13 protein-coding genes, 2 pseudogenes and 1 riboswitch are annotated in these 10,888 nt (G+C 69.0%); of the genes and pseudogenes, 5 read left to right on the plus strand and 10 right to left on the minus strand.

The window, feature by feature from the left end:
• Window positions 1-191 (minus strand): annotated as a pseudogene (locus VE172_RS11970) (hypothetical protein); the annotation flags it as partial.
• The gene (locus VE172_RS11975; RefSeq protein WP_324801698.1) at window positions 188-694 is read right to left on the minus strand and encodes a SigE family RNA polymerase sigma factor; all 507 of its coding nucleotides are present in this window, start codon (window positions 692-694) and stop codon (window positions 188-190) included. The pseudogene VE172_RS11970 and the gene VE172_RS11975, both read right to left, overlap by 4 nt.
• A 60-nt stretch (window positions 695-754) precedes the next feature.
• On the opposite strand from VE172_RS11975, the gene VE172_RS11980 reads away from it, so the two are divergent.
• The 5 genes from VE172_RS11980 (at window position 755) to VE172_RS12000 (ending at window position 4,849) form a co-directional block, all read left to right on the plus strand.
• Window positions 755-1,624, plus strand: a complete 870-nt coding sequence (locus VE172_RS11980) for a fructosamine kinase family protein (protein WP_324801700.1) — start codon at window positions 755-757, stop codon at window positions 1,622-1,624.
• A gap of 79 nt (window positions 1,625-1,703) precedes the next feature.
• Window positions 1,704-2,663, plus strand: a complete 960-nt coding sequence (locus tag VE172_RS11985) for an ABC transporter ATP-binding protein (RefSeq protein ID WP_324801703.1) — start codon at window positions 1,704-1,706, stop codon at window positions 2,661-2,663.
• On the plus strand, window positions 2,644-3,381 hold the full coding sequence (locus VE172_RS11990) for an ABC transporter permease (RefSeq protein ID WP_324801706.1): 738 nt from the start codon (window positions 2,644-2,646) through the stop codon (window positions 3,379-3,381). The genes VE172_RS11985 and VE172_RS11990 overlap by 20 nt, the downstream gene beginning before the upstream one ends.
• Window positions 3,382-3,385: 4 nt before the next feature.
• Entirely contained in the window at window positions 3,386-4,399 is a 1,014-nt protein-coding gene (locus VE172_RS11995; RefSeq protein WP_349258351.1) for an alpha/beta fold hydrolase, read from the plus strand.
• 108 nt (window positions 4,400-4,507) lie between these two features.
• Window positions 4,508-4,849 carry a YciI family protein gene (locus tag VE172_RS12000; protein WP_324801710.1) on the plus strand — a complete coding sequence of 114 codons (342 nt, stop codon included), beginning with the start codon at window positions 4,508-4,510 and terminating at the stop codon, window positions 4,847-4,849.
• Here VE172_RS12000 and larE read toward each other — a convergent pair.
• From larE to VE172_RS12040, 8 genes and pseudogenes are all read right to left on the minus strand, one after another.
• A complete protein-coding gene (gene larE / locus VE172_RS12005; protein ID WP_324801714.1) occupies window positions 4,846-5,700 on the minus strand; it encodes an ATP-dependent sacrificial sulfur transferase LarE in 855 nt (284 codons plus the stop codon). The genes VE172_RS12000 and larE overlap by 4 nt on opposite strands.
• A gap of 197 nt (window positions 5,701-5,897) precedes the next feature.
• Window positions 5,898-6,155: a hypothetical protein gene (locus tag VE172_RS12010; RefSeq protein ID WP_324801717.1), complete on the minus strand. Its 258-nt coding sequence runs from the start codon at window positions 6,153-6,155 to the stop codon at window positions 5,898-5,900.
• 97 nt (window positions 6,156-6,252) lie between these two features.
• Window positions 6,253-6,768 carry a hypothetical protein gene (locus VE172_RS12015; RefSeq protein ID WP_324801720.1) on the minus strand — a complete coding sequence of 172 codons (516 nt, stop codon included), beginning with the start codon at window positions 6,766-6,768 and terminating at the stop codon, window positions 6,253-6,255.
• Window positions 6,761-7,366, minus strand: coding sequence for a hypothetical protein (locus VE172_RS12020; RefSeq protein WP_324801721.1), 606 nt, complete (start codon window positions 7,364-7,366; stop codon window positions 6,761-6,763). The genes VE172_RS12015 and VE172_RS12020 overlap by 8 nt, the downstream gene beginning before the upstream one ends.
• An 11-nt stretch (window positions 7,367-7,377) precedes the next feature.
• Complete coding sequence (locus VE172_RS12025) at window positions 7,378-7,632, minus strand: hypothetical protein (protein WP_324801725.1); 255 nt, start codon at window positions 7,630-7,632, stop codon at window positions 7,378-7,380.
• 309 nt (window positions 7,633-7,941) lie between these two features.
• Window positions 7,942-9,213, minus strand: coding sequence for a threonine synthase (thrC, locus tag VE172_RS12030; protein WP_414715091.1), 1,272 nt, complete (start codon window positions 9,211-9,213; stop codon window positions 7,942-7,944).
• Between the two features lie 46 nt (window positions 9,214-9,259).
• Window positions 9,260-9,366: riboswitch (SAM riboswitch) on the minus strand.
• A gap of 65 nt (window positions 9,367-9,431) precedes the next feature.
• The gene (locus VE172_RS12035; RefSeq protein WP_324801729.1) at window positions 9,432-10,214 is read right to left on the minus strand and encodes a hypothetical protein; all 783 of its coding nucleotides are present in this window, start codon (window positions 10,212-10,214) and stop codon (window positions 9,432-9,434) included.
• Window positions 10,215-10,217: 3 nt separating this feature from the next.
• A pseudogene (locus VE172_RS12040) lies at window positions 10,218-10,888 on the minus strand (hypothetical protein); the annotation flags it as partial.

The raw sequence follows: 10,888 nt of genomic DNA on the forward strand, positions 1-10,888 counted from the left end.
AGCGCCACCGCCGCCGCCACGCCCGCCACGGCGGCCACCGAGGCCAGCCCCGACACCACCAGCCGCCGCTGCCCCCGCCGCCGACTGCCGCGCTTCACGCTGTCCAACAGGTCCGCCGCGGGCGGCGGCGCCTTGCGGGCGCGGTCGCCGAACAGCTCGTGGAGCCGATTCTCCAACTCGACGTCGTTCATGAGCACTCCTCCACGGGACGCAACAGGAGCGAAACCTCGGGGTTGTCGCGCAGCCGGGCCAGGCCGCGCGCGGCATGCACCCGCACGGTCGCGGCCGTACAGCCCAGCGATTCGGCGATGTCGGCGTCGGCCAGGTCCTCGTAGTACCGCAGCACCAACACGGCCCGCTGCCGCCGCGGCAGCCCCGACACCAGGTGCCACAGGGCATCGCGGTCGACGATGCGCTGCGCGGCGTCGGCCTCCACGGCGGTGTCGGCGATCTCCCCGGAGACCACCTCCGACGCCGACCGCCTCCGCCGCCACGACAGGAACTGCCGCAGGATCGCCTTGCGGACATAGGCGTCGGGACCCGCGTCGCGCTCGATGCGGCGCCAGCGCCGATGGCAGCGGATCAGGGCCTCCTGCACGAAGTCCTCCGCCCGATGCGCGTCCCCGCACAGCAAGAACGAGAACCGCAGCAGCGCGCCACCGCGCGCCCGCACGTACTCGTCGAAGTCCTCCACACCCCATAGACGCGACGACGTCCCCGAAACGTTTACCCCGATTGCCGTAGCGTTTGCCACGTGGATCTGGAATACCTGCGGGCCCACCCGCACCAGCTGCCGATGTTCATCGAGCACCAACGCATCCGCTGCACCCCCGTCGGCTCGGGCGCCACGGGCGTCTCCCAGCGCCTCACCCTGGACGACGGCTCCGACGTCTTCGCGAAGTTCCTCGAGGACGGCCCCGAGGGCCTGATGGCCGCCGAGCAGCGGGGCCTGCGCTGGATGGCGCAGGCGGGCGCCCCCGTGCCCGAGCTGCTGTGCGGCACCGACGAGGTCCTGGTCACCGAGTGGATCACCCCCGGCGCGCCCTCCCCCGCGGGCGCCGAGGCCCTCGGCCGCGGCCTGGCCCGGCTGCACCGTGCGGGCGCCGAGACCTTCGGCGCCCCCTGGAGGGGGTACATCGGCTCGGCCCCGATGGACAACACGGCGCTCGAGACCTCCTGGCCGCAGTGGTTCGCCAGCCGCCGCCTCCGCCCGTATCTGCGCGCCTCCGTCGACAACGGGTCGCTCGACGGCTCCGACGCCCGCCGCGTCGAGGCCGTCATGTCCCGCCTCCCCGCCCTGTCGGGTCCCGCCGAACCCATCGCGCGCCTCCACGGCGACCTGTGGCCCGGCAACCTCCTGTGGGACGCCGCGGGTCGCGGCTGGCTCATCGACCCCGCCGCCCACGGCGGACACCGCGAGACCGACCTGGCCTGCCTCCACCTGTGGGGCGGCCCGGCGCACCTGGACCGCATCGTCGCGGGCTACCAGGACGTCTGGCCGCTGGCGGAGGGCTGGCGGGAGCGGCTGGGGCTGCACCAGTTGTTCCTGCTGCTGGTGCACACGACGCTGTTCGGACGGTCGTATCGCGACCAGGTGCTGGCGTCGGCGTCGGTGTTCGAGTAGGTCGTGGGTTAGGCTGTGCCCAGTCCACATTCCACGGACTGACACCTCGATCCACCCTCCCAGCACGAAACGCGGCACCATGCCATCAACGCCCCTGCTCGACATCGCGCACGTGTGCAAGGACTTTCGCGGCGGCGTGCGCGCCAACGCCGACATCAGTTTCCAGGTTCGGCCCGGCGAGGTCTTCGGTCTGCTCGGCCACAATGGAGCCGGCAAGACCACCCTGCTCAATCAGGTGATCGGTCTGCTGCGCCCCACCTCGGGGTCCATTCGCCTGGACGGCGCCGACGCGGTCGCCGATCCCGACATGGCGCGGCGCTTCTGTTCGTTCCAGCCTCAGTCCCCGACGCCCGCCGAGGGGCTGACCCCCCGCCAGGCCATCGAGATGATGGCACGGATACGCGGAGCGTCCAGGAAGGAGGGACGCACGCGCGCCGACGAGCTCGTCGCGGCGCTCGACATCACCGAGTGGGCGGATCGCAAGAGCGACAAGCTTTCCGGCGGGGTGAAGCGGTTGGCGGCGTTCGGGATGACGGTGGCGCGCCCGGGCCACGTGGTGATGTTCGATGAGCCCACCAACGACGTCGACCCCGTCCGCAGGCGTCTGCTGTGGACGCAGATCCGCGAACTCGCCGACGGCGGCAGCGCCGTGCTCCTGGTGACCCACAACGTATTGGAGGCCGAACGCGCCGTCGATCGGCTGGCCGTCCTGGACAAGGGCGCGGTGCTCGCCCAGGGCACCCCGACGCAGCTGCGCGGTGACCAGGCGGGAAGGCTCCGCGTCGAACTGGTCTCCATCGACCCCGCCGTCGCCGCCGAACTGGCATCGGCCTTCGGCGGCGTCGTCACGGGACGGCGGGTCCTCGCCTCGATCGACGCCGCCGACTGCGCCTCCGCCATCGCACGGGTGCAACGGGAACAGGAGCTCGGCCGCATCGACGAGTTCGCCATCACCCCGACCAGCCTGGAGGACGTGTACGTCCGCTTGGTCGGCGCCGAGGCGCCCGAGGGGGTGAACGATGAGGCACTGGTCGCGTAGCTACTACTTCCTGTTGAAGTGGAACGTGTTGCGGTTCAGGAGCGTCCTTCCGCTGCACATCACCGTCCAAACGCTACTGTCCGCGGGCGTGGTGCTGGGTTACGCGTTCCTGATCCCGCACCTCACGCCCGCCAACGCCCTGTACCTGTCGACGGGCGGCATGACGATCTCGCTGGTGATGGTGGGCATGGTGATGCTCCCCAGCACCCTGTCCTACCGCAAGGAGACGGGACTGTTGGAGTTCCAGCGCTCCCTGCCCGTCCCGCGAATGTCCATGATGGCCGCCGACGCCACCATGTGGATCGTCGTCGCGATACCCGGCCTGGTCGTGGCCATGCTGCTCGCGGTGCTCCGATTCCACTTGCGACTTTCGCCCAGCCCCATGGTGATTCCCGCGCTGGCCCTGGTGGTCGTCGGTTCGGTGTCCGTCGGCTACACGATCAGCTACCTGGTCAAACCCGTGCTGGTCAACCTGATCACCAACGTCATCATCGTGGTCACCATGATGTTCGCCCCCATCAACTTTCCCGCCGAGCGCCTCCCCGACTGGCTGGCGGCCATCCACCGGTTCCTCCCCTTCGAGTACATGGCCCAGGCGATCCGCGAGACCGTCAACGTTCCCCGCGCGGGGGTGTCGGCGCTTCCCTTTGTGGTGATGACGATCTGGGCTGTGCTGGGGCTCACCGTCGCGACACGGGCGCTGACCCGCAGACAGTGACAGGATGGCCCGCGTGAGCGAACCCGACATCCTCTCCCTCGGCGACCTGCGGCTCCACGGCGGCGGGGTGTTGCCCGACGCCAAGCTGGCCTTCAACACCTACGGCTCGCCCGCCGCGTCCCAGGCGATCGTCTTTCCCACCTGGTTCGCGGGCACCCACGAGGCCAACGAGTGGCTCATCGGCGAGGGCAGGGCCCTGGACACCTCGAAGTACTTTGTGGTGGTCCCGCACCTGTTCGGCAACGGCGTGTCCAGCTCGCCCAGCAACACGCCGGCGCCGTTCGACAGGGCGCGATTCCCGCACGTCAGCATTCTGGACAATGTGGACGCACAGCATCGGCTGCTCACCGAGCACCTCGGCGTGGACCGCGTCGCCCTGGTGCTCGGGGCGTCGATGGGCGCCGCGCAGGCATACCAGTGGGCCGCGCGATACCCCGACCTCGTCGAGCGGATCGCGCCGATCACGGGCTCGTCCCACACCAGCCCGCACAACCAGGTGTTCCTGGAGGGCCTGCGCGCCGCGCTCACCGCGGACGGCTCCTTCGCCGACGGCGACTACACCGAGCAGCCCCGGGCGGGACTGCGGGCGTTCTCGCGGGTATACGCGGGTTGGGGGCTGTCGCAGGCGTTCTACTGGCAACGGATCCACGAGCGCCTCGGCTTCTCGTCCCTTGAGGACTTCATAGTCGGGGTATGGGAGGCGAACTTCGCCGACTGGGACGCCAACGACCTGCTGGCCATGATGCGCACCTGGACCGGCGCCGACATCGGGCAGACCCCGGGATGCGGCGGCGACACCGCCGCGGCGCTCGCGTCCATCAAGGCCCGCGCCCTGGTGATGCCGTCGGAACGCGACCTCTACTTCCCCGTCGCGGACGAGCGCTGGGCGGTGGAACGCATGGCCGACGCCGAACTGCTGGTCATCCCCGGCGTGTGGGGGCACATCGCGGGAGGCGGGGCCGACCCCGAGGCCGCGAAGTTCATCGCCGCGGCGCTGACACGGTTCCTCGCGTCCTGACCCGTCGCCGCGGTGGGGCGATTCATAGCGGGCGGGCGCGTCGTCGACGGCGTCGCGGGCGGCACGTAGGTTGACCCCGTTGACCAGTCATAACAGGGAGGACGTTTCATGAAGTTCGCGCTCATGATCATCGAGACCGCCGAGTCGAAGCGCAGCATCGCCACCGACAACGCGGCGCACGGCGGGGCGATCGGCAAGTGGATGGGCGAGCTCGGGGCGACGGGGAAGCTGGTCGGCGGCGAGGCCTTCGACACCGTCGACAGGCAACCGACCGTGGTGCGCAAGAGCGCCGACGGCGTCGCCGTGTCGAACGCCCCGTTCGCGGGCGAGACCGAGACCATCGGCGGCTACATCCTGGTGGAGGCCGCCGACGAGGCCGAGGCCGTCGAGATCGCCAAGACCTGGCCGACGCCCGAGACCATCGAGATCTGGCCCGTGCTGCCGAACTAGCGGTAGTGCTCGGGGTCGGGGAGCATCTCGTTCATCGACCCCGAGCGGAACCCTTGGGGGTCAAGGGAAACGCGGCGGTAGCCGTCGAGCGGGTTCCACAGGGAGGGTCGCGCCGCGACCGCGTCGACCAGGTCGGCGTCGACCTCGACCCTGGCGTGGTCGTCGCCCAGATCGCGGACGCGCAGATTGCGGACGGCGATTCCCGCGTCGCGCAGGGACAGCCGCAGGGCGGTCTCGGCGCGCGACACCCGTGCCAGGCCGCCGCTGGTGACCTCGATGCCGTAGGCGATGCGGCTGGACAGGCAGGCGGCGGCGGGCTTGTCCCAGGTGGAAAGCCCCCAGTCGCGGGAGGCGGCGCGGACCTGGGCCTTGGTGAAGCCGCTGTCGCGCAACGGCGTGACGGCGCCCCGCTCGGCGGCGGCACGGATGCCCGGGCGGAAGCCCGCGATGGCGTCGTCGGCGTTGGTCCCCGTGGCGATGTGGGCCACGCCGCGCTGGGAGGCCAGCGGCGCCAGGGTGTCGAGCAGCTCGGACTTGCAGAAGTAGCAGCGGTCGCCCGCGTTGGCGCGATACCCCTCGCGGGACAGCTCGTCGGTGCCCGGCGTGAGATGGACCACCCCGAGGCCGCGGGCGAACCCGCGGGCACCATCCAGTTCGGACTCGGGCAGGCTCGGCGACACGGCGGTCGCGGCGGTCACGGCGTCGGCGCCGAGCGCGCGCACGGCCGCGGCCAGCAAAAACGCCGAGTCCGCCCCGCCCGAGAAAGCCACCATGAGCGAGCCGTACCCACGCAACCGCCGCTGGAGATCGTCCAGCGCGGCGCACAGAGTTGCGTCGAGGCCAGTGGTCATGCCGCGAAGCCTACGTCGGGGGCCGTGCGGCGGCTCAGACTCGGGTCGATGGCGAGATGCCGTTTCTCGACATCGAGGAGTTGGCGTCGAACAGGTCGATTTGTTCGCTGGCAAGGCGGAGGAGGAGCTAGTGCTTATGGCACTTGCGACGACGACAACCCCGCCAGCGGGTAAATCGGACGTTCAAAGACAGCTCCTCAGATGCTGTTGATGTAGTCCTCGGCGGCGGAGCTGCCCGCCATGGAGGACTGGACGGCCTCGTCCAGTTTGGAGCGGACGTCCTCCCAAAACGACATGGCCTCTCGGGGCTTGTCGTGGCTGGTGTCCTGCGATGCCTCCTGGATCGCCGAGACGGCATTGTCGATCGCCGTCTTGGCGGATTCGATGAAGCTGATGCACTCATTGGACTGTTCGATGGCCTGTTGGGTCTGTGCCTTTACTTCCGCGATGGACATGGGTGGTTTTCCTCCTCGGGGGGTACGGAGTCGTGTCTCAAGACGGTTCTCCCGTGCCCGAATCGATGGTTCGGTCGCGCCGTGGGACACCGTGCCCTCAGGCACCGCTCGCCCAGGCGGACGCTTGGGCCGCGGCACTGGACGAGTGCGCCAACGCCTGTTCGCAGGCTTCCATGCCGCTTTCCAAGGCGGACACCATTTCTGGGACCTCTTCGAGGCCCGAGTCCTGGGTTTCCTTTATCACCCTGGCAAGCGCGTCACGCAGCCGAGACTTCATGGTGGACACCAGTGCGTCCACATCGGTCTTAACGAGGTGGACGGTGTCGTCAACGGCCCTCCGCAGCTCGCCGACATTGGTGAAGCTTGACGGCCCGCGAGATCCGTTCCAAGCCGTGTAGGCGATTTTCGTGGCCTCGCCCACCGCGACGCCGACGATCGCGCCCACGTAATCGCCCGCGATCCATCCGAGAGAAACAGCCGTCATGGTGACCGCGGACCTGGTGCCCTCACCGAAGACGCTGGCGAACCACACGCCGCCCTGGCGTCGCAGCGATTCGCGAAACCGTTGCCGCTTACCGTGTTTGCTGCTGCGTGTCCCGCCGTATTTACCCATGGACGGGCTCCAGATAGCCACATTCGGATGCGACGATCACGGGCAGCATCTCCGCTAGGTGCCCCGCGACGCTTTCGGGGGTCTCGTCGGGATACTCGGCGGCCAGCAGTGCGCAGCCGTTCCAGATCGATCCGTCGCGATGCGAACCCGCCCACAGGATCCGCGTCCAACTGTCGACACTCAACTGTTCCTCGCCGTTGTTGCCGATGGCGTAGAGGTCGGGATCGGTCGGCGAGTTGCCGAAACTGCTCGCCGTGGGCATCAGGATGTACTCGCGCAGGAATGGTTCCAATGGATCGTTGGCGAGGTCCACCTCGACCAGGGCGTTCATCCCGATCAGCTTGTCGATGATGTGTTCGAGGTCGCGATCGCTCAGCTTGTCATTGTTGTCATGGACGGCGCGCCGCAGCGCGTCGCGATCGAATCTCGTCTCATAGTGTGCTCGCGGATTCGAGTGGGCCATCACCCACACGCCAGTCTCGTTGAACGTCAACCTTTCCAGCTCGTCCCCGATGAGAATCTCGACGTACGCGAACTCACCCTTGTCGTCGTAGCACGGCCCCAGCGTTCGCCCGATCGCAATGATGCTCCTCGTCATCGCTGTCCCCCCTAGATCCTGTTCCTGAAGTTCTGGATCGCCGTGGCGGCACGCTGCACCGCCACGTCACAGTCCTGGGTGGCGCGGCTGGCGGCATCGAACTCACCAACGGCATCGCGCGCGTCGTCCCGTGCCGAGCCATCGCTGTAGGCGCCGATGACCTGGGCCGCCTCGCCATAACCCTTCTTCACGCTGTCCGCCAAGCGGCGTATGGCATCGAGCTCTTCCAGCACCGCGCGCATTTCGATCTTCACGATGTCGGTCATGGCGTCCCCACCGCCACGCCGACACTTCCGTGTCCACTTGCGGGTCGACGGAGGACGATCAAGACTGCGGGCATGGCGCATCGATTCCTCAATGTCACTACATCAATGAATTGATGCGGGCTCATCGCTTGCCGCCCAGCGCTTCCCACCGTCGAGCAACGGCGTAGTGACACTCAATGAACAGTAAATCGCTTGTCCGATCTCCGCGCGATCCGCCTGTCGGCTATCCGACAACAACGCGAGGCGGGTCCCCCCGATCGGGTGACCCGCCTTGAGATAGCGAAATGTCTACAGTGCCTCAGTCGGGTCTCACCCGAGCAACCCCGCCTCCCTGGCCGCCTTCAGCGACGGCTTGACCTGGTGGGTCGGCCCCGCGGCGACGGCGTCCAGGGTCTTCAGGCCCTCGCCCGTGTTGTAGATGACGGTCTCGGCGGCGGGGTCGAGCCTGCCCTGGGCCAGCAGCTTCTTCAGGGTCGCGACCACCACTCCGCCCGCCGTCTCGGCGAAGACACCCGTGGTGCGGGCCAGCAGCCGAATTCCATCGCGGATCTCGTCGTCGTCCACGTCGGCCATCCAGCCGCCGCTGCGCCGCACCGCCTCGATGGCGTAGGGGCCTGCGGCGGGGTCGCCGATGTTGAGCGACTTGGCGATGCCCGTGGGCTTCACGGGGACGATGTCGTCGGTGTCGTTCTCCAGCGCCGTCACGATCGGGTTGCAGCCGCGCGACTGGGCCCCGAACACTCGCTGCTCGGCGGAGTCCACGAGCCCGATCTCCGCCATCTCGGTGAATGCCTTGTCCACCTTGGTGAGCAGCTCGCCCGAGGCCATCGGGATCACCACCTGGGCGGGCACCCGCCAGCCCAGCTGCTCGGCGACCTCGTAGCCCAGTGTCTTGGAGCCCTCGGCGTAGTACGGGCGCACGTTGACGTTGACGAAGGCGGTGTCCTCGAACTCGTCGGTCTCGGTGAGCTCGCCGCACAGGCGGTTGACGTCGTCGTAGTTGCCCTCGATCGCCACCAGCTGTCCACCGTAGACCGCCGTGGTGATGATCTTGCCGGGCTCCAGGTCGTAAGGGATGAAGACAATGGACGGTTTGCCCGCGCGCGCCGCGTGGGCGGCCACCGAGTTGGCGAGGTTGCCCGTGGAGGCGCAGGCGAAGCGCTCGAAGCCGAGCTGGGAGGCCGCCGTGAGGGCCGCCGAGACCACGCGGTCCTTGAAGGAGTGGGTGGGGTTGGCGCTGTCGTCCTTGACCCACAGGGTTTTCATGCCGAGCTCGCGGGCCAGGTTGTCGGCCCTGATCAGCGGGGTCATGCCGGGGTTGAGGGTGACGCGGGTGGACGGGTCGACGCCCGCGGGCAGCAGGGCGGCGTAGCGCCACAGGTTGTTCGGGCCCGCCTCGATCCGCTCGCGGGTGACGCGGGCCAGGGCGGCGGCGTCGTAGTCGACCTCGAGCGGGCCGAAACACTGCCAACAGGCGTGCTGGGCGGCCAGCGGGTAGGTGGCCTGGCAGTTGCGGCACACCAGGCCGGTGGCGGGGCTGTCGGTGAATGGTGTGGTGGCGACGGACGCGCTCACGCTGATCTCCTTCGTACGCGGGGGCCGTGTACTCCCCGCGAAGGAAGCCGCAGCCTCATCTTCCCGACGCGTTCAGCATCGGCCGGATTTGGCACCTGCCCGCACGGGGTGGTTGCCGCGGTGTCGACGGGCCGTTCCCTCGACCGCTCTGGATGAAGTACGGCGGATTCTACGCCACGCCCGCGGGGACCGCCACCATGACGGCCGTCACCTGCGCGAACGGCTCAGCGCCAGACGAGGGCGGCGGATTCGTCGGCGTTCATGTAGTGCAGATACCGCTTGGCGACGGCGGCGTCGACGGACTTGGCGGCCGTGCACACCGTGATCACCGCGACCTGCCTGTCGACGCCGATCACCCAGTCCTCGTACGCCGGGTGAGGCAGGCGCCCGAGCTTCTTGATGGTGAGGTCGCGGCGGGAGATGTCGTCCGTCAGTCGCTTGGCGGCCTTCTTGCTGGACATCACCACGAAGAGGTTGGTGAGCTTGAGATCCCCGCCCTCGGCGGCGTAGCTGACCTCGGCGCCGTAACGGCACCCCAGTTTGGGCAGCTTCGAGGAGTGGGCGAAGCCGCAGCGCTCGAAGTCCCAGCCCTTGAGGTGCTTGGCATCCAGCTTGACGTCGCCCAGCTTGAAATGCCAGTCGTGGTCGTAGTCGGAGGCGCTGATCCTGCCCGGGGTCCCGCCTCCACTGTGGGAGGCCGAGTCGGCCGCCATCACCACGATCCCCGCGACCAGGGCCACGACGATGATCAGACCGACCCCCACCACGAGGCCCAGCGTCGTCGACAGCCCCGACCGGCGCGGCCTCGGAAGCGGCGTGGCGGTGACGCCCGCGCGCGGGATCGGGGGGAAGGGCGGGGGCGCGGCCGGGGTCGGGCGATCCCCGGGGAGGTCGGGCCCGGGCTCCGACGGTTCATCCGATGTGGACTTCGTTGGAGGCGGCGGCGGGACCGGACCCGGCGCCGCGGTCGGGTCGGGGAAGGTCTGGTCGGCGGGCGGGAATGTCACGGTCTACCAGGGAAGTTCCGAGGCGTGGTCGGTGTGGAACGCGTCCAGGACCTCGGTGGAGGTGTCCACCACCTGCTTGTCGTCGGTGTCGATGGCGCCGATCGTGGCGACCAGGTAGCGGCCGTTGGGCTCCACGTAGCCGTAGACCTCGCGGGACTCGTCGTAGATGCCGCTTTCGGAGTGGAACTTGAAACTCGTGAAGTCCAAATCGGACGCATCGAGGGCGGAGCCGCTGTCGCCGAACACCAGGATCAGCTGCGCGATGCCCATGTGCCCGTCATCGCTCTGGTAGGCGGCCTCGATGCCGTAGGAGCAGCCCGCGTCGTTGAGCACCTTCTGCGCCGAGGCCAGGCCGACGTCGCAGCAGTCGCCGTGGTCCCAGGAGCCCAGGCGCTTGGCCGAGGCGGAGTCGCGGGGGTCCTTCCACGTCTTGTCCTTGTAGAACGTGGTGGCGTGCAGGCGGGCGCTGCCCTGCGGCGGGTCGCCGGGCTCGCACGCGATGCCGCTGGTGTCGGTCTTGGCGGCCGGGGACGAACCGGCGCCGTGGTCGATGACGATCAGCGCCGTGACCAGGGCGATCGCCGCGATCGCGCCGAGGGTGGCCAGGACGGCCCAGCCGCGGCGGCGGGCGGGATCGCGCTCGGGTTCCGGCGGCGGGCCCGGGTCGAGCGGCG

Source organism: Stackebrandtia sp., from assembly GCF_035643755.1.
GTDB lineage: Bacteria > Actinomycetota > Actinomycetes > Mycobacteriales > Micromonosporaceae > Stackebrandtia.

Excerpts from the sequence above, each read along its gene's own strand:
- larE (WP_324801714.1), bottom strand. The coding sequence starts at position 5,700 with ATGACCACTGGCCTCGACGCAACTCTGTGCGCCGCGCTGGACGATCTC.
- VE172_RS12020 (WP_324801721.1), bottom strand. The coding sequence starts at position 7,366 with ATGACGAGGAGCATCATTGCGATCGGGCGAACGCTGGGGCCGTGCTAC.
- VE172_RS12000 (WP_324801710.1), top strand. The coding sequence starts at position 4,508 with ATGAAGTTCGCGCTCATGATCATCGAGACCGCCGAGTCGAAGCGCAGC.
- VE172_RS11985 (WP_324801703.1), top strand. The coding sequence starts at position 1,704 with ATGCCATCAACGCCCCTGCTCGACATCGCGCACGTGTGCAAGGACTTT.
- VE172_RS12025 (WP_324801725.1), bottom strand. The coding sequence starts at position 7,632 with ATGACCGACATCGTGAAGATCGAAATGCGCGCGGTGCTGGAAGAGCTC.
- VE172_RS11990 (WP_324801706.1), top strand. The coding sequence starts at position 2,644 with ATGAGGCACTGGTCGCGTAGCTACTACTTCCTGTTGAAGTGGAACGTG.
- VE172_RS12010 (WP_324801717.1), bottom strand. The coding sequence starts at position 6,155 with ATGTCCATCGCGGAAGTAAAGGCACAGACCCAACAGGCCATCGAACAG.
- VE172_RS11995 (WP_349258351.1), top strand. The coding sequence starts at position 3,386 with ATGGCCCGCGTGAGCGAACCCGACATCCTCTCCCTCGGCGACCTGCGG.
- VE172_RS12015 (WP_324801720.1), bottom strand. The coding sequence starts at position 6,768 with ATGGGTAAATACGGCGGGACACGCAGCAGCAAACACGGTAAGCGGCAA.